This is a genomic window from Shewanella goraebulensis, assembly GCF_030252245.1.
In the GTDB taxonomy this organism is placed as follows: Bacteria; Pseudomonadota; Gammaproteobacteria; order Enterobacterales; family Shewanellaceae; genus Shewanella; species Shewanella goraebulensis.
The window spans coordinates 680,397-698,185 of the sequence record NZ_CP126972.1 but is presented as its reverse complement, the minus strand read 5'-3'; the positions used below and the strand labels follow the sequence as shown (position 1 = coordinate 698,185).

Below are 17,789 nucleotides of genomic sequence, written 5' to 3'. Positions count from 1 at the left end.
GCTTAAATTTTAAATACTTCTTGGCGATAAAACTGCAATTCAGCAATAGACTCTTTAATATCTTCTAATGCTTGATGGGTATTCTTTTTACTAAAGCCTTGCATGATTTCTGGCTTCCAGCGGTTCGTTAGCTCTTTAATCGTGCTGACATCAATATTGCGGTAATGAAAGAAGTTTTCTAATTCGAGCATATATTTATTCAAAAATCGGCGATCTTGCCCAATGCTATTGCCACACATTGGTGAAGCACCTTTAGGCACGTATTGCTCTAAAAACTCAATCGTTGCTTTTATAACATCTTCTTCAGAATGTTGACTGCTTTTAACGCGATCAATTAATCCAGACTCGCCATGATGTTTTTGGTTCCAGTCGTCCATACCTGCTAACACTTCATCAGATTGATGAACCGCCATAACAGGGCCTTGGGCAATGATATTCAATTCTTGGTCAGTCACAATCGTCGCAATTTCAATAATACGATCGACACTGGGCTCTAAACCAGTCATTTCCAAATCAACCCAAATCAGATTGCTCGAGTTTACAGCCATAATATCTGCCTTATTCTGTCAAAAGCCCTAAATTCAGGCTTTTTTATTAAAGAGGGTGTATCATACTGTTTTTTTATACGACAAAAAAACACCTAATTAATGAAGATTTGCCTGTGAGTAAAAAGAAACCACTTAGCCAAGGTCAAAAGCGCAGAATGCGCGACAACCAAAGTAAACGCCTAAAGCGTAAAGATAATCCAGATCAAGCCAACGATCTACAGGATAGTCTACTGGGACCAGAACAACAGGGAATCGTTATTTCACGTTTCGGCCAGCACGCAGACATCGAAACCGAAGACGGTACTGTGGCGCGTTGTAATATTCGCCGCAATATCACCAGTCTCGTAACCGGTGACAAAGTTCTTGTTCGCTTAGCCACTGAGACCGACCGTGGTATTGGCGGAATCGTTGAAGCAGTCCACCCACGTAAGTCTTCCCTCACCCGTCCAGATTTATATGACGGCGTAAAAATTATTGCTGCCAATATTGATCAGATTTTAATTGTCTCGTCAATTTTGCCAAGTTTTACCACGCAAATTATCGACCGATATTTAGTGGCCGCAGAAGATACCTCAATTCCACCGGTTATCATCCTTAATAAAATGGATTTATTAACCGATGAAAATCGTGAAGAAGTCGAAGTGGCTTTAGAGCGTTATCGCCAAATTGGTTACCCTGTTTATATGGTCAGCAGTCACACAGGTGAAGGTGTTGAACAAATAAAATCATTACTTTCTGATAGCATTAGTGTATTTGCGGGTCAGTCAGGTGTGGGTAAGTCATCATTGATCAATGCATTAATGCCCGAAGCAGACCTTCAGATTGGTGATGTATCTGGAAACTCTGGCTTAGGACAACACACCACCACAACCGCAAAATTATTGCACTTCGAAAGCGGTGGAGACTTAATCGATTCTCCGGGTGTTCGTGAATTTGCTTTATGGCATTTACCTGCGCCCCGCGTCGGTGAATGCTTTATTGAATTCAGAGAATACATCGGCACTTGTAAGTTCAGAGATTGTAAACACGGTAATGATCCGGGATGCGCCTTGCAAGCAGCACTCGCGGATGGGAAAATAACCGAAGATAGATTTAATAATTATCATCGAATTATTGCCAGTCTTGATGAACAACGTCATGCTCGACACTTCAGAGCTTTAGACGAATAAGCTAACAAATTTAGTTTTAAAAATATCAAGATAAGCACCAAATAAATAACTAAAAAGGGTACTCAATTGGATTCTGTTAAAATTGCTTTGCAATATATCTTACCTAAACATTTGCTATCACGCCTTGTAGGTAAGCTTGCAGCAGCGGAAGCTGGCGCGATAACAACTGCTGGTATTAAATGGTTTATCAAACAATATAAAATTGATATGTCAGAAGCGGCGCAGAGCGAACCAGAAGCGTACAAAACATTTAATGCATTCTTTACTCGTGCTTTAAAACCAGGCCTTCGCCCTATTGTTGATGACGCTAAAACCATGGCTCATCCTGTCGATGGCGCTGTGAGTCAATGCGGCCCTATTGAGGCGGGTAAAATTGTCCAAGCCAAAAACCATGATTACACCACATTAGCTTTATTAGGCGGACAACAAAAAGATGCCGAGCGCTTTAATGGCGGTGATTTCGCTACTATTTATTTAGCACCAAAAGACTACCATCGTATCCACATGCCTATCACTGGTACCTTATCAAAAATGACCTACGTGCCAGGCGAGTTATTTTCAGTGAACCCGCTGACAGCGCAAAACGTACCTGGTTTATTCGCACGTAATGAACGTGTTGTAGCCATTTTTGAGACTGAAGTAGGTCCCATGGCTATGGTATTAGTAGGCGCAACAATTGTGGCAAGCATTGAAACCATATGGGCTGGTACAGTGACCCCACCATGTGGCAAGCAGGTCTTCACTTGGGACTACCCAACTGAAGGCACTGACGCTTTAACCCTTGAAAAAGGCGCTGAAATGGGCCGTTTCAAATTAGGTTCAACAGTTGTTATGTTATTTGGTCAAGATGCGATTGATACGTTTGCAGAAGGCGTAGAACCAACTGAGACGACTCGAATGGGTCAACCTTTCGCTCATTTAAAATAGATTTTTATAATGCCACTCGGCATAATTAGATCTGGACGCCCTGATTTATCTAATACATCAGGGTTAATTCAGCTTCATATTGCTGTGTTACTGTTTGGTGGCACGGCACTATTTTCAAAAATCATTCCTCTTAATGCGCTAGATATTACCGTTCTTCGCTGCGCTGTCGCTTTCTTTGTGCTCGCTTGTATCGTAAAGATAAATCGCCAAGCATTACTGCTATCAAAGCCAAAGCATTATTTAATCGCTGTTGGTTTAGGGTTTTTAGTGAGCTTACATTGGGTTACTTACTTTGCCTCAATGCAGTTGTCATCGGTAGCCATTGGCATGATTGCTTTTTTTACCTATCCAGTCATGACAGTGTTAATTGAACCCTTAGTCAATAAAACCCGCTTAAGGTTAATTGACTTACTCTCTGGTATCGCTGTGTTAACAGGGGTTTTTCTGCTCATTCCTGAGCCTAACCTAGATAATGATGTCACTTTAGGTATCGCAATTGGCGTACTTTCTGCTGCGTTATTTACTGCTCGTAACATATTGCATAAAAAATATTTTTCGGAATATAGCGGCCCCCAAGCGATGTTTTATCAAACCTTAGTCGCTGTCATTGTGTTAAGCCCTTTCTTAGAGGTAGAACTGAGCACTATTAGTGTTGATATCTGGCTAACAATTGCTGTTTTAGGCGTATTATTTACCGCTGCCCCGCACGCATTATTCGCCTCATCATTGCGGCAACTGAGCGCAAAAACTGTGGGATTAGTGTCTTGCTTACAACCTTTTTACGGTACAGTGCTAGCGTTATTATTACTCAATGAACACGTCAACTTGAATACAGTGATTGGAGGGTTGATTATTTTAGCCACAGCAATATTCGAAACTCAGCAAAATCAGAAAAAAAATAAAGCGTAAACTCAGGTTTTTGTTACCATTGTATTAGTCTCTCACTAGCAATCATTCCCTATGTTACGTATTGCGTTTTTTATACTGTGCTTTATTCCTTTTTTTGCATCGGCAAACTCACCTCTGCAGCTTGATAAACGCCTGGGCCTTTCTCAAGGCAGCAATTCATCGCAAATCACAGATTTACAGACACAAATTGAAAACGTGAAAACCAGTATCGAAAAACTCGATATGGAAGAAAAAAGCTATCTTGAGCTTGAGAGAAATAGTGAAGTGATTATCCAAAAAATCACGACCGAGATTAATAAACCCACTGCCGAAATCTCTATCAGCACGGATGTAGATGAAGGACAGCAAGCTTCGATGGCCTACTATCACTTATCTGAACTCAAGCAATCAGAAAATGATTTAAGTGAACAATTAGTCAACTTAACCAAAAGGCAGCAACAATTACCTAGTTTATTAAGACAGGCAAAAGACGCTTCAACTCAGTATCAAAGAACCCAACTAGCCCCTGCTGACACGCCTTTAGGGCAACTTCATCGCTTGCAAGGCGAATTACTCGTACAACACATTGATACTTTGACCTCTGAGTTATCGAGCAGCCCCAAACAAAAACGAATCACCCAATTACAGCTACAGCTATTGCGTATTGAGCATGCGCAACAAGAAAAGTTAATTGAAACATTAAATAAGAAAAATAATCAGAACCGCCAACAGCAAGCAGCTAATACCATTGCTAATAATATTATTGATGAGCAACAGTTAGCCGATACCGTTTCGCAGCAAATCAGTCAGCAAAATCAGCAATATGCCCAAGAACTTATTCGAATAACCGACGGCATCACCCGCGTAATAACCCTGCAAGAAAAGACAGAAAAACAATATCAATCCTATGCCCTACAATTAACCAATGTGGAAGAACAAATCACTTGGGTTGAAACTAACTCAGCCTTCGGCGATAGATTCTTGCAAATGCTGCAATCTTTACCTAAGCCGCCAAATCAAGATCTGTTACTGTCTGAAATTGCCGACTCTCGCTTAAAGCGCTATCAAGCTGAGCAACAAAAAGCGTTAAATAAGCAACAAATCACCAATGAAGACTTTCTGAATCATACTCAAGTAAAGCTGCTTGAATCACAGCAAAGCTTAATTGAACAGTTGGTGCAAAACTACGATGTTTACCTCAATGAACAAGCTAAATTACGTAATAGTAATGAACAATTAAATCGCATTTATTTACGCTTAAAAAATACTCTCAATGAACACTTATTTTGGGTACCAAACGCAACCAGCATTTCAGGTTTATGGTTAATCGATTTAAAAAATGCCACTGTTTGGCTAACTCAAGCTCCTCAAAGAGAAAAGTTAAAACAAGCTTGGCAGGCTCAAAATATTTATTGGGCTTGGTGGGTAATTATTTTAATCCTCTGCTTAATGGCACAAGATTTATTAACTCCTAAGTTTAGTCGAGCGATTGAAGATTATGGTCAAAATGTCGGTAACGTAACCCAAGATAAGTTCATCTATACAGCCAAGACACTCGGGTTGTCTTTGCTTTATTCGTTAGTAAAGCCTCTTCCTTTACTGCTTGCGGGTTTTATCTTTTTTTCCTCAGAACTCAATTTTGTTCACTCAATTGGTGTTGGAATACTGTCAATTGGCTGCGCTTATTGGGTCTATCGATTCTTCGCCTTATTGTCATTAGACAATGGTATTCTCATTAGTCACTTCAGACGCCCACAGCCTTTAGTTAAACGCCTACAAGAAAAAACCTTAAGATTTATTTTTGTGAGTTGGCCACTTATCGGCATTATGGGTTTCAGCGAGGCAATTGACGCATCTTTGATCCGTAATAGTATTGGCCGAGGTGCATTTTTAGTTTTCACTATCACCTTGCTTATTCTTTATCGTGATATGTACACGTTTATTAATGACTTTCGTGCGAATGCCAATGATGGCAAGAACATGAAACTATTAAACAAGCTCATGTGGGCATTCCTTATTGCCGTGCCTAGTGGTTGTATAGTTTTAGCTATTATTGGCTATTACTTTAGTGCCTTCCAAGTGTTATTACAGCTACAATTATCATTACTACTCGGCTTAGGCTTTTTGCTGCTATATCAATTGATAAAACGTTGGATGTTAATCGAAAGACGACTAATTGCTTTCGACCGCGCCAAAGCACGCCGAGCAGAGCGCCTTGCACAGCGTGAACGTGGTGACCTTAATAACGCAGCTGATGTTAACGATAACTATGAAGAGCCGATTGTTGACCTAGAAACTATTGCCAGCCAATCGTTAGGTTTAGTGCGGTCGCTATTAATATTGGCTTTCTTTGGTAGTTTACTGGCATTAGTATCTCAAACCCATACCGCATTATTTTCCTTTTTAGATGGCATCACCTTGTGGAATACTCACTCAGTAGTGAATGGGATTGAGCAGCAAATTCCAATCACACTTAAATCAATCCTGTTTTCATTTACTGTCGTCGGTTTCTCGGTAATGATTGCCAAGAATTTGCCAGGTTTGCTGGAGCTGACCATTTTGCAACGACTTGAATTACCCCCTGGTACGGGCTTTGCGATTACCACAGTGAGTAGTTACTTAGTCATATTGCTTGGCTTGTTAGTCGGGTTCTCAACCATCGGAGTTGAATGGTCGAAATTACAGTGGTTAGTTGCCGCTCTATCTGTCGGCTTAGGCTTTGGTATGCAAGAGATTTTTGCCAACTTTATTTCTGGTTTAATCATCTTATTCGAAAAGCCTATTCGTATTGGCGATACCGTCACAATCCGCGATTTAACCGGTACCGTAAGCAAAATTGAAATTCGGGCCACTACTATTGTCGACTGGGACAGAAAAGAAATCATTGTGCCCAACAAAGCCTTTATTACCGAACAACTCGTTAACTGGTCTCTATCAGATCCAATCACACGTGTAATCGTTAGCGTATCGGTTCAGCGTGATGCTGACCCATCAAAAGTTGAAGCGTTACTTCATCAAGCTGTAAGAGAATGCGATTTATCATTGACCTTCCCTGAACCAGAAGTTTGGTTTGCAGGCTTTGGCCAGCACACCCAAGATTATGAAGTGAGATCTTATGCTAAAGACATGAGTGATCGTTGGCCATTAAGACACAATTTACATAAGCGTATCTGTAAAAAACTAAAAGATAATCACGTTGAGTTGGCCTATCCACAAATGGAAATCCATATTAATAATGGTCAGTCTCGTGATATTAACCAAATTATTAAAGGCTAGATAAATGCTGATTTTTGCACACCGTGGCGCAAGTGGTTATGAAGTAGAAAACACCTTAGCTGCTATGGAGAAGGCACTTGCACTGAATGTGCAAGCTATTGAACTTGATGTTTATAACATTGAAGGTGAGCTCTATGTATTTCATGATCGCCGACTTGAATTCAAAACTTCAGGCTTCGGCTTAACTCACCTAAAATCGAAACAAGAAATCAATAACGTCACTATAAAGCAACATCCAATACCAACTCTGTGGCAAGTGATGGAGTTAATTAATGGTCGTTGTATTGTGAATATCGAATTAAAGGGCTATCGCACCGCTGAGCCTTTAATAGCTATTTATCCTAAGCTAATCAGTGAGCTAAACTTTACCGATGAGCAATTATTGGTTTCATCGTTTAATCAACCATATTTAAACCTTGTTAAACAACATTTTCCAAATGCCAGAGTTGCTCCAATTCTTGCTGGAGTCCCACTGCATTACGCAGAATCAGTCACTGCATTAAATGCCTACTCTATTCATGTCGACATACATTTTGTTACCCATGAAATGGTAAAAGATGCTCACCAACGAGGTGCAAAGGTTTATGTTTATACCGTCGATAATCCTGAAGACATTTGCGCACTTAAAGGCTTAGGTGTTGATGGTATTTTCAGTAACTATCCAGATAAAGCCGCAGCAGCGTTAATCGAATGCAATACTGATAATAGCCATAAACAGTGGTTTGGATAAGTTTTACCTATTCAGCTTTAGCAAATTAACTTCATCAATTCACGGTTGTTAGCCTGAGTCAGCAAGTCAAAGCAACTGCTTTATACCTGCCTGTTTCGTTGGGCCCAAGCACCGATGCCGAAAAATATCGCAATAACAATAAGTAACATCCATTGAGATGGTATCGCCCTTAGCTGACTTGCAAGCCATGGGCTGATACTTACAATAGCTAAACCATAACCAAACGCATTCACCAAAACAAATGCACAGGTTCTGATAAAAAAGCCACTTCCTGATAATGCTCTTCTCAATACTCGATTTATATCGGTCGCAAAAATAACAATCGTACAGGCCACTAAAGCGGTGGCAATTTCAGTCATCCATGGATGTAACATAGCGCCTAATTTCGATAAAAATGCTATGATTTGATTCATTAACCTTCCTTTGTGATTTTGAAAAATGGAATATTTATGGCGCATAAATTACTGCTATTAACCCAAGAAAATGATAAATATCGCGAGTTATTAACTAGCTATAACTTACCAGATCTTATTATTTTAGGGGATGATCCTAGCAGTATTTGTGAAGCTAATATTTGGTTTGCAGAGCCCCAACTTGCGGCCCCGCTGCTAAACTTAGGCACTGAGCTTAAATGGTTACAGTCAACATTTGCCGGCGTTGATAAAATCACAGGTTCACGCCAACGCCGCGATTATAACCTAACAAATATCAAAGGTATTTTTGGTCCGTTAATGAGTGAATACTTGTTTGGCTATTTGCTTGCTCATCAGCGTGAGCATGCCAAATATAAGCAGCAACAACAGCAACAGCAATGGGCGCCTGGTAACTTCCGCACGCTTCAAGGGCAACAATTATTACTGCTTGGTACTGGTTCCATTGCACAGCATATTGCCCAAACCGCCAAACATTTCGGCATGAAAGTCACTGGATTAAGTAAAACCGGAACCAGCAAACCATTTTTTGATCATGTGGATACGATTGCTCATTTAGCAGAGTACTTACCTAAAGCTCACGCTGTAGCCAGTATTTTGCCTAGTACTTTAGACACTGAAAACATGCTCAATGAAACCATGTTAACACTACTACCTGCGGAATCAGTTTTGTTTAATCTAGGACGAGGAAATGTCCTAGATTTAGATGCCCTCGCCAAGCAGTTGCAGCAACAACCGCAGCAATATGCAGTATTAGATGTATTCAACCAAGAACCACTTCAAAGTGACCACGCAATTTGGCAATGCCCTAATGCCATTATTACACCTCACATTGCCGCACCAAGTTTTCCTGAACAAGTCGCTGAAGTCTTCGTCGAAAACTTCCATTTATGGAATAAACAGCAGCCCCTCAATCACCAAGTTGATTTTATTAAAGGCTATTAGCTTGCCATCAAAAAGCACACTTCAGAGCTCGTTATTGCTGATTTCGTGAGCCAGTTTGCAGTTTGTAATAACCATTGCTTTTCGTTAATTGTCCGTTTTGTTTAAAAAGTTATTAGCAATGAGAACTGTTTTCATTTACAATTGCATTATTGTTGATTAGCTAGCATATTTAATTCGATTCATTCTTTTAAGCTTAAATATGTCATCAAACTTTACGAAGAGGCTTTATGTACGTTTGTCTTTGTCACGGAATTACTGATACCCAAATCAGAGAAGCAGTAAGCAAGCATGGCGACAGCTCTTTAGCTGACGTTAAAAAACGCTTAGGTGTTGCTGATCAGTGTGGTAAGTGTTCACGTATGGCGACTAACATCATTAAAGCGCAAGTCGATGTCGAGCCTAACTTCTACGAAGTCGCGTAATTTATCTTTATCGTTAATTCTTCAAAACCCATTCATAAAAAATGCTGCCCTTAGGCAGCATTTTTGTTTTAAAGCTTTTGGCCAGTAATTGTCACATTATTCAGAAGGTTCATCTGATTCAAGTTCGGTGGCTTGTGAGCCCTGCTCAATCTGCACGCTATCAACCCGCTGTAGACCTCTAGGCAGTTTGGCACCACGACGGCCTCTCTCACCACGATAATGCTCTAAGTCAGATGGTTTCAAGGTTAACTTACGTTTACCTGCCCATAAGGTCACTGAGGCGTCTTCAGGGATAATATCAAGATGGATAAGTAACTCTTCACGGCTCTTAGCACGATCCGTTGGAATACCAATGATCTTATTACCCTTACCTTTAGATAATTGAGGCAGTGCATCCACATCAAATATCAGCATGCGGCCTTCATTAGTAATCGCAATAATTGACTGTGTCACGCCCTTATTCACAAGCTTAGGCATTAACGATTGTGCATTAGCAGGTAAGCTGAGTAAGGCTTTACCCGCTTTATTACGACTTATCATATCGGCATAGGAACCAATAAAGCCATAACCTGCATCACTAGCAAGTAAATAGCATTGACTATCCACCCCCAATAATACGTGACGCATTACCGCACCCGGTGATAAATTAAAGCGAGTTGTTATTGGTTCACCCTGACTTCTAGCTGAAGGTAAAGTATGGGTATCCGTTGCAAAAGCCCGCCCTGTAGAGTCAATAAATACCGTTGGCTGGTTACTCTTACCACTGGCACTACAAAGGAAAGCATCCCCCGCTTTATAGTTTAGCCCTTCGCCATCAACATCATGCCCTTTGGCGCAGCGAACCCAACCTTTATCTGACAGTACAACCGTCACAGATTCCGCTGGCGTAAGCTCTTGCTCTGTTAATGCTTTAGATTCTAAACGTTCAATAATTGGTGAGCGTCTGTCATCGCCAAATGTTTCACCATCTTGAATCAACTCTTTCTTAACTAAGGTTTTTAAACGACGTTCTGAACCTAAGATTAACTCAAGCTTGTCACGCTCAGCAGCCAACTCTTCCTGCTCGCCTTTAATTTTGAATTCTTCAAGCTTGGCTAAATGACGTAGTTTTAAGTCTAAAATAGCTTCTGCTTGCTTCTCAGATAACTCAAAACGCGCCATTAACTCAGCTTTTGGTTCATCATGGAAGCGGATAATTTCAATCACTTCATCAATATTCAAGAACGCGATCATTAACGCATCAAGAATATGAAGTCGCGCCAGCACTTTATCTAGTCGGAACTGTAAACGGCGAGTCACTGTTGAAATGCGGTAGGTCAGCCATTCAGTTAATAGCTCTTTTAGTCCTTTCACTTTAGGGCGGCCATCAAGACCTAAGACGTTTAAATTAACGCGAAAGCTCTTTTCTAAATCTGTAGTGGCAAATAAGTGCGCCATCAGTTGATCGCAATCAACGCGATTTGAACGAGGCACAACCACTAGACGAACTGGGTTTTCGTGATCAGATTCGTCACGTAAATCAGCCACCATTGGTAGCTTTTTGGCCTGCATTTGATTAGCGATTTGTTCAAGAATTTTGCCGCTACCCGCTTGATGCGGCAAAGCTGTAATAACCACTTCACCGTTATCAATATCGTAAACCGCGCGCATTTTGATTGAGCCACGTCCAGTTTCGTATATCTTAGCGATATCTTTACTTGGGGTAATGATCTCTGCGTAAGTTGGATAATCGGGGCCGGGGACAAACTCCATCAGACGTGCTAAGTCAGCCTTAGGGTTTTCGAGTAACTCAACACATGCTGATACTAATTCACGCACGTTATGCGGCGGAATATCAGTTGCCATACCAACAGCAATACCAGTAATACCATTAAGTAAAATATGTGGTAAGCGAGCAGGTAATGACTTTGGCTCTTTCATGGTACCGTCAAAGTTAACGCCCCAATCAACTGTGCCTTGGCCAAGCTCAGACAATAGTACTTCAGAAAATTTTGAAAGTTTTGCTTCGGTATAACGCATCGCAGCGAAAGATTTAGGATCGTCTGGAGCACCCCAGTTTCCTTGACCGTCTACCAAAGGGTAACGATATGAAAATGGCTGCGCCATTAATACCATGGCTTCGTAACACGCGCTATCACCGTGCGGATGGTACTTACCTAATACATCACCAACGGTACGGGCTGACTTCTTATGCTTTGACTGGGCTGATAAGCCAAGTTCGCTCATTGCATAAATAATACGACGTTGAACAGGTTTTAAACCATCGCCAATATGTGGCAATGCACGGTCCATAATCACGTACATTGAATAGTTTAAATAAGCCTCTTCAGTAAAACGGCGTAGAGGCATTTGCTCAACGCCATCAAGGCTTAATTCAATCGCATCACTCATTAGTTCTTATCCTGTGATTGTTCTGTCGCTTTGTAATACAAGCGGTATATATTGCCTTTTAAGTCATCAGAGATGAACATTGCGCCATCTGGTGCATTTATCAGGTCATAAGGTCTGGCGACGGGAAATTCTCCGTCTAAAAAGCTTACCACTCTTTCACGTTCAGTAATTTGGTCACCATCAAGAGTTAGCATGACAACTTGATAACCGATCTTACTTGAACGATTCCAAGAACCATTTTCGGCAACAAAAAGTTGATTGTGGTAACGCTTGGGAAATCGCTTACCTTCATAAAAAAGCAAACTTGTCGGCTTAACGTGAGCAGGAAGCTCAAATTCTGGTGCAGCTATATTTAACGTGTCTGGTTTATTAAATGCAGGCTCTTTGATGTCGGTTCCGTGAATATACGGAAAACCAAAATGGCTACCTTTAACATCAATCCGATTGATTTCATCAGCAGGCATATTATCACCCATCCAATTTCGGCCTTGGTCGGCAAACCATAATTTATCTGTAGACGGTGACCAATCAAAACCAATTACGCGACGAAGGCCAGAAGCCACTTGTTCGGTATCACCGGACTCAATATCAATAGCCAATAAGCTGCCAAAAGGTGCCGGCGCTTCACACACATTACAAGGCGAGCCTATAGACAAATATAAACGTCCATCAGGGCCAAACTCCATTCCTCTGGCGTGTTTTCTATCTATGCTCGGTAAGCCTGAGTAAACCTCTTTCGGCCTACCAGGTCTGCGTAAACGGTTTTCAACATCTTGATAGCGCAATATGCGATCGTCTTCAGCGACATATAAATCACCATCATGAAACGCAATTGCTTCTGGATACTCTAGACCTTTGCCAATCAAATAGCGTTTATTTACTTGGCCGTCGTTATCAGAATCCACTAATGCGTAGATGGTGCCACTCTTTCTTGAACCTACAAACAAAGTTCCTTGACTACCTATCGCCATCTGCTTGGAGTCGCCCAAGTCTGAAGCATATAAAGTGAGTCCAAATCCTTTTGTTACGGTAATCATCATAGGATCGGCAGCAAATGCCTTAACTGCAGCAAGCTGAGCTAAAGCTATGACAGACAGTGTTTTTAACGCTGTTGAAATTTGCTTGATATCCATTTTAATTATTATTCTCGACATTATATTTATTCTTTGCCTTTATCTTTTTGGGCAATGCACAAGGTTTCCATACGTATCTAACTACCGTGTTAGATCTCTGCTAAGTCGCCCTTTGACTCTAGCCAAACTTTTCGATCTGGTGAGCGCTTTTTAGCTAAAAGCATATCCATTAATGCCATCGTATCGTCATTATCATCAATCGTTAACTGGACTAATCGACGTGTATTCGGATCCATGGTGGTTTCACGTAACTGTAATGGATTCATTTCACCCAATCCCTTAAATCGAGTGACCTGCACTTTACCTTTTTTCTTTTCCGCAACAATTCTATCTAATATACCGTTTTTTTCGCCTTCATCTAGGGCATAAAATACTTCTTTGCCTAAATCGATTCGGAACAACGGCGGCATTGCGATATAAACATGGCCTTTTTCTACTAGGACGCGATAGTGCTTCATAAACAAAGCACATAGTAAGGTTGCAATATGCAATCCATCAGAATCGGCATCCGCTAAAATACAGATTTTGCCATAACGCAACTCTGAGATATCTTCGCTGTCAGGATCGCAACCTATGGCCACTGAAATATCATGAACCTCTTGTGAGGCCAGCACTTGAGATGCATCCACTTCCCAAGTATTTAAGATTTTACCACGTAGCGGCATAATCGCCTGAAACTCTCTATCACGAGCTTGTTTTGCACTACCGCCTGCTGAATCACCCTCCACAAGGAATAACTCACCACGCATTGGATCTTGACCACTACAGTCTGTTAACTTCCCTGGTAAAGCAGGGCCAGAGGTGACTTTTTTACGTGCCACTTTTTTAGCTGCTTTTAAGCGGCGCTGGGCATTACTAATGCATAATTCAGCTAATTGTTCAGCTTGTTCGGTATTCGAGTTTAACCAAAGCGCAAATGCATCACGAACAATCCCAGAAACAAACGCCGAGCTTTGACGGCTCGATAATTTCTCTTTTGTTTGACCAGAAAACTGCGGGTCTTGCATCTTAATCGATAAGATAAACGATGCTTTATCCCAAATATCTTCAGGTGATAGCTTAATACCACGAGGGACTAGGTTTCTGAATTCACAGAACTCACGCATCGATTCCAATAACCCCTGTCTAAAACCATTCACATGGGTTCCGCCTAACGGCGTCGGGATCAAGTTAACGTAACTCTCATAAATACTGTTCCCACCTTCAGGAAGCCAAGTAATAGCCCATTCAGCTGCGTCCGTTTTACCTGAAAACTCACCAATAAATGGCTCTTCTGGTAAAAGAACGGATCCTTTCACAGCTTCTTTCAAATAATCTGTCAAACCACTTTCGTAATACCATTCATTCACTTCACCACTTTGCTTATTAGTGAACTTAATACGTAAACCTGGACATAACACAGCTTTTGCACGTAATTGGTATAACAGTTTGGAAATTGAAAAATTACCCGAGTCAAAGTAGCTTGCATCAGGCCAAAAGTGCACACGAGTACCCGTGTTCCGCCTGCCACAAGTTCCTGTTACATGCAGGTCTTCTACTTTCTCACCATCCTCAAAGGCAATTTCATAAACTTGCGCATCTCGACGAACGCTGATTTCAACCCGTTTAGATAGCGCGTTGACAACTGAAATTCCCACACCATGTAAACCACCAGAAAATTGGTAACTATCATTTGAGAACTTACCACCAGCATGCAGTTTGGTCAGGATTAATTCGACACCAGGTATCCCTTCTTCAGGGTGAATGTCTACTGGCATACCTCGGCCATCATCGATCACTTCTAATGAATTATCCGCATGAAGTACCACATCAATTTTAGTTGCATGACCAGCTAAAGCTTCATCGACACTGTTATCGATGACTTCTTGACCTAAATGGTTAGGTCGAGTGGTATCGGTGTACATACCTGGACGGCGTTTTACTGGATCGAGTCCGTTAAGAACCTCGATGGCATCAGAAGTGTATTGATTGGTCATAGTCCACACATTTGGTCAATTGTCAGCCCACAATATTGGGGCATAATAAAAACTGATTAAGAAATCTTTAAAAATTCACATATCTTATCTAGCTGATTTTTATAGCCAATAAAACTGTGATCACCATTGGGCTCTAAATGAAGCTCACAACAATGATACTTAGATAACGCTTGACGATAATCTAACACTTCATCGCCAGTTTGCAAAAATACTAAGAAACGGTCAGGACGATATATCACTTCAGTATTGAATTCGGCCACATCTAATTTATGTTGCGGCAATACTTGATAATGCTCGTCGGTATACGGGTTATATTGAGGGCCGAGAAACTCATCAAATAACTCAAATGGTTTCACCGCTGGATTGACCAGAACGGCTTTTCCGCCATAGGTTTCAGCTAAATAGCTGGCAAAATACCCACCTAAAGAAGACCCAATAAACCTTAAAGGCTCACCTTTCGCTTTCGCGCTCTCTACAATACCACATAATAATGCCATCGCTTCTTTTGGCGATGAGGGTAATTGAGGTTGGATGAAGGGTAAATTGGGAAAACGGTGTTGAATATACTGCGCCGTTTCTACTGCTTTATCTGATTGAGGAGAACTATTAAATCCATGTATATAGAGAAGCATGTTTCCTCTCGCATTAATTAGCCTAAAATGCCTAAGCATCTAAAAATCAGGCCAACACATGAAAATTAGCGTTTAGTATCCGCTAGCATCATTGTCTGGAGAGAACTTTTCACCAGGCACCCGATAAACATTAGTTTGAATGCTACCATTGCTAGCTAACTCCAGCAAACGATAGCCGGGTTGAAGTCCATCTAACGCAAAATATGATGATTTTGGTTTGAATTGTATGCAAGTAGAAGGCGTCGCCATTAAATGAATGCCAGCTTCTGCAGTTGGATAAACGGTATCTATGGTTTGATGAACATGTCCCCAAAGTGCGCCCTTTACCTGTGGGTATTGACTCACACGCTTTAAAAAGTCTTCACCATTACTCATACAGTGTTGATCAAGCCAGCTACACTCTACCAAAATAGGGTTGTGGTGCATAACGAGCAAGACATGCTTATTAGGATGAGCTTTTATAGCTGCATCAATTAGGGAAAATTGCTGTTCAGCCATATAACCACCAGGTTTACCCCGTACGGTAGAATCCAACATCAAAATTAGCCACTTACCCGCAATAATCTGCTGCTGACCAAATAAATGGCTTCCTTGCATATGCAAGTTCATTAACCTAGGGTCATCATGGTTGCCAGGAAGATAATGACAAGGAAGGTTTAATTCAGCAATTGTGCTGGAAAAGTGTTGGTAAGACTGAGGGGAGTAATCTTGGCTAATATCACCCGTTGCTAAAATCATGTCAGCTGGGTATTCGGTCGCAAGAAAAGTATTTAACACTGCCTGAAAACTGGCAGCCGTATTTACACCTAATAGCTTAGCTTCAGGATCAGCAAATAAATGCGGGTCAGTAACTTGAATAAGTCGCACGACATCCGTTTCAGCAATTGAATAAGACACAGGCTCTTTAAGCACTAATTAATCCCAAAATAAATTAATTCAATGTTTCAGACTGATGAAGAACAGACTTGCACAGGGCGACATCCAATCTTTAACAACTCTTCTAGAAATGCATTAACTTGATACTTCTCATCCGTTTGATGCATATGTACATTTGGATAATCATACACTGCTTTTAACCGATAAATCTGTTGGCTAGTTAACACTTCTGCTAATTGGGCATCATGATAGACTCGCACACAAGCTTTAGGTGTGATAAGGAAATCACTACTGGGTAAATGACGTGTTATTTCAATTAATTGAGTATACTTTGTGTTCTCTAATATTGTGACATCTAACAGACCGAACTGCCCTTCTACAGTCCAAGAATCATTGACTTCTGCAACTTCTGGTAACCACTTTAGAATCAACGCATAATTACGTCCGCACAGGGCTAAGAACGCACTGACGTTAGGTTGGTATTTATCTTTAGTGTTTGGTTGCTTCAAACTTGATTGCTTCACAATTGTCTCACTTGCATACTTCTGTAATTGAACTATTGATTGAATTATTGATTGTTATTTCTGGTTAAATCACCGCTAGATGTAGCTCAATGTTAGTCGTTTCTCAATAGCACTAGTCAACTCTACTTACCATGTCTAACTTTAGCTAAGTTAAGCGCTAACCATTGTAAGCCCATAATGGTTGATGCGTTGTCTATACGACCTGAGTTAACCATTTCCATTGCAGCATCAAAACCAACAACATGCACTTTAATATCTTCATGTTCATAATCTAAGCCATGAATACCTTCAGCTTTGCTGGCATCAACTTTTGCCCAATAAAAATGAAAACGTTCAGAAGAACCACCCGGTGTAGCTAAATAACTATTAACAAAGTGCACTTCACTGGCAATCAAGCCAGTTTCTTCCAATAATTCACGTTCTGCCACTTCAGCAGGCACTTCATCATTAGCAATCATACCTGCCACAAGTTCAAGAAGCCAAACAGAATTAGTGGTTGCTAATGCAGGTAGTCTAATTTGCTCAATCAAAACCACTTGATGTGTCGCCGGGTCATAAGGCAATACGACCACTGCATTTCCCCGCTCAAACACTTCACGTGTGACAACCTCACTCCAACCACCAGAAAATAACTTATGCTTGAATTTATATTCATCTAATTGAAAGAAACCTTTATATAGGGTTTTAGTAGAAATGACCTCAACATCGCTTATCGCGTTAAATTGTTCTATTAATTCACTATCTTTCATATTTTTTCTTACAGTTTGTAAGCCCTTTGAAATATTTAATGCATTATTATATTAGCTAAGCATTTAAGCATGAGTGTTTAAAAAAGTCTGTTACAACTTGAAAGTTGATATTTAGCTTAAAGATGATAGTCTTTTTATCATACACACTAGATACATAGCGGGATTGCAGAAA

General features: G+C 40.7%; 16 protein-coding genes. 7 read left to right on the top strand and 9 right to left on the bottom strand.

Annotated elements, in window-relative coordinates; genetic code table 11:
• Positions 1 to 2: 2 nt before the first annotated feature.
• Positions 3 to 548: an oligoribonuclease gene (gene orn, locus QPX86_RS02955; protein WP_285164096.1), complete on the bottom strand. Its 546-nt coding sequence runs from the start codon at positions 546 to 548 to the stop codon at positions 3 to 5.
• A 113-nt stretch (positions 549 to 661) separates the two neighbouring features.
• Here orn and rsgA point away from each other — a divergent pair, with 113 nt between their 5' ends.
• The 5 genes from rsgA (at position 662) to QPX86_RS02930 (ending at position 7,538) form a co-directional block, all read left to right on the top strand.
• Positions 662 to 1,717, top strand: a complete 1,056-nt coding sequence (gene rsgA / locus QPX86_RS02950; protein WP_220752178.1) for a small ribosomal subunit biogenesis GTPase RsgA — start codon at positions 662 to 664, stop codon at positions 1,715 to 1,717.
• A gap of 66 nt (positions 1,718 to 1,783) precedes the next feature.
• Entirely contained in the window at positions 1,784 to 2,644 is an 861-nt protein-coding gene (gene asd / locus QPX86_RS02945) for an archaetidylserine decarboxylase (RefSeq protein WP_285164094.1), read from the top strand.
• Between the two features lie 9 nt (positions 2,645 to 2,653).
• Entirely contained in the window at positions 2,654 to 3,553 is a 900-nt protein-coding gene (locus QPX86_RS02940; protein WP_285164093.1) for a DMT family transporter, read from the top strand.
• 51 nt (positions 3,554 to 3,604) lie between these two features.
• Complete coding sequence (locus QPX86_RS02935; RefSeq protein ID WP_285164091.1) at positions 3,605 to 6,808, top strand: mechanosensitive ion channel domain-containing protein; 3,204 nt, start codon at positions 3,605 to 3,607, stop codon at positions 6,806 to 6,808.
• Positions 6,809 to 6,812: 4 nt separating this feature from the next.
• Positions 6,813 to 7,538: a glycerophosphodiester phosphodiesterase gene (locus QPX86_RS02930; RefSeq protein WP_285164090.1), complete on the top strand. Its 726-nt coding sequence runs from the start codon at positions 6,813 to 6,815 to the stop codon at positions 7,536 to 7,538.
• An 80-nt stretch (positions 7,539 to 7,618) separates the two neighbouring features.
• Here QPX86_RS02930 and QPX86_RS02925 read toward each other — a convergent pair whose 3' ends face one another.
• Positions 7,619 to 7,951, bottom strand: coding sequence for a DUF3392 domain-containing protein (locus QPX86_RS02925; RefSeq protein WP_220752169.1), 333 nt, complete (start codon positions 7,949 to 7,951; stop codon positions 7,619 to 7,621).
• A 36-nt stretch (positions 7,952 to 7,987) separates the two neighbouring features.
• Between QPX86_RS02925 and QPX86_RS02920 the strand changes: the two genes are divergently transcribed.
• Together QPX86_RS02920 and QPX86_RS02915 are read left to right on the top strand one after the other, a co-directional pair.
• The gene (locus tag QPX86_RS02920) at positions 7,988 to 8,914 is read left to right on the top strand and encodes a D-2-hydroxyacid dehydrogenase (protein WP_220752167.1); all 927 of its coding nucleotides are present in this window, start codon (positions 7,988 to 7,990) and stop codon (positions 8,912 to 8,914) included.
• A 227-nt stretch (positions 8,915 to 9,141) separates the two neighbouring features.
• A complete protein-coding gene (locus tag QPX86_RS02915) occupies positions 9,142 to 9,336 on the top strand; it encodes a bacterioferritin-associated ferredoxin (protein WP_055023428.1) in 195 nt (64 codons plus the stop codon).
• 96 nt (positions 9,337 to 9,432) lie between these two features.
• On the opposite strand, the gene parC is transcribed toward QPX86_RS02915, so the two are convergent.
• The 7 genes from parC to nudF form a co-directional block, all read right to left on the bottom strand.
• A complete protein-coding gene (gene parC, locus QPX86_RS02910; RefSeq protein ID WP_220752165.1) occupies positions 9,433 to 11,727 on the bottom strand; it encodes a DNA topoisomerase IV subunit A in 2,295 nt (764 codons plus the stop codon).
• Positions 11,727 to 12,860, bottom strand: coding sequence for a PQQ-dependent sugar dehydrogenase (locus QPX86_RS02905; RefSeq protein WP_407696626.1), 1,134 nt, complete (start codon positions 12,858 to 12,860; stop codon positions 11,727 to 11,729). The genes parC and QPX86_RS02905 overlap by 1 nt, the downstream gene beginning before the upstream one ends.
• A gap of 89 nt (positions 12,861 to 12,949) precedes the next feature.
• The gene (parE, locus tag QPX86_RS02900; protein WP_285164088.1) at positions 12,950 to 14,836 is read right to left on the bottom strand and encodes a DNA topoisomerase IV subunit B; all 1,887 of its coding nucleotides are present in this window, start codon (positions 14,834 to 14,836) and stop codon (positions 12,950 to 12,952) included.
• Positions 14,837 to 14,892: 56 nt separating this feature from the next.
• Positions 14,893 to 15,468, bottom strand: coding sequence for a YqiA/YcfP family alpha/beta fold hydrolase (locus QPX86_RS02895; protein WP_285164087.1), 576 nt, complete (start codon positions 15,466 to 15,468; stop codon positions 14,893 to 14,895).
• 72 nt (positions 15,469 to 15,540) lie between these two features.
• Positions 15,541 to 16,380 carry a 3',5'-cyclic-AMP phosphodiesterase gene (gene cpdA / locus QPX86_RS02890; protein ID WP_285164085.1) on the bottom strand — a complete coding sequence of 280 codons (840 nt, stop codon included), beginning with the start codon at positions 16,378 to 16,380 and terminating at the stop codon, positions 15,541 to 15,543.
• Positions 16,381 to 16,412: 32 nt separating this feature from the next.
• Positions 16,413 to 16,871, bottom strand: a complete 459-nt coding sequence (locus QPX86_RS02885) for a DUF1249 domain-containing protein (protein WP_220752315.1) — start codon at positions 16,869 to 16,871, stop codon at positions 16,413 to 16,415.
• Between the two features lie 119 nt (positions 16,872 to 16,990).
• Entirely contained in the window at positions 16,991 to 17,617 is a 627-nt protein-coding gene (gene nudF, locus QPX86_RS02880) for an ADP-ribose diphosphatase (protein ID WP_285164083.1), read from the bottom strand.
• Between the last annotated feature and the right edge of the window lie 172 nt (positions 17,618 to 17,789).

Excerpts from the sequence above, each read along its gene's own strand:
- orn (WP_285164096.1), bottom strand. The coding sequence starts at position 548 with ATGGCTGTAAACTCGAGCAATCTGATTTGGGTTGATTTGGAAATGACT.
- QPX86_RS02940 (WP_285164093.1), top strand. The coding sequence starts at position 2,654 with ATGCCACTCGGCATAATTAGATCTGGACGCCCTGATTTATCTAATACA.
- QPX86_RS02935 (WP_285164091.1), top strand. The coding sequence starts at position 3,605 with ATGTTACGTATTGCGTTTTTTATACTGTGCTTTATTCCTTTTTTTGCA.
- QPX86_RS02930 (WP_285164090.1), top strand. The coding sequence starts at position 6,813 with ATGCTGATTTTTGCACACCGTGGCGCAAGTGGTTATGAAGTAGAAAAC.
- QPX86_RS02925 (WP_220752169.1), bottom strand. The coding sequence starts at position 7,951 with ATGAATCAAATCATAGCATTTTTATCGAAATTAGGCGCTATGTTACAT.
- QPX86_RS02920 (WP_220752167.1), top strand. The coding sequence starts at position 7,988 with ATGGCGCATAAATTACTGCTATTAACCCAAGAAAATGATAAATATCGC.
- QPX86_RS02915 (WP_055023428.1), top strand. The coding sequence starts at position 9,142 with ATGTACGTTTGTCTTTGTCACGGAATTACTGATACCCAAATCAGAGAA.
- parC (WP_220752165.1), bottom strand. The coding sequence starts at position 11,727 with ATGAGTGATGCGATTGAATTAAGCCTTGATGGCGTTGAGCAAATGCCT.
- QPX86_RS02905 (WP_407696626.1), bottom strand. The coding sequence starts at position 12,860 with ATGGATATCAAGCAAATTTCAACAGCGTTAAAAACACTGTCTGTCATA.
- parE (WP_285164088.1), bottom strand. The coding sequence starts at position 14,836 with ATGACCAATCAATACACTTCTGATGCCATCGAGGTTCTTAACGGACTC.
- QPX86_RS02895 (WP_285164087.1), bottom strand. The coding sequence starts at position 15,468 with ATGCTTCTCTATATACATGGATTTAATAGTTCTCCTCAATCAGATAAA.
- nudF (WP_285164083.1), bottom strand. The coding sequence starts at position 17,617 with ATGAAAGATAGTGAATTAATAGAACAATTTAACGCGATAAGCGATGTT.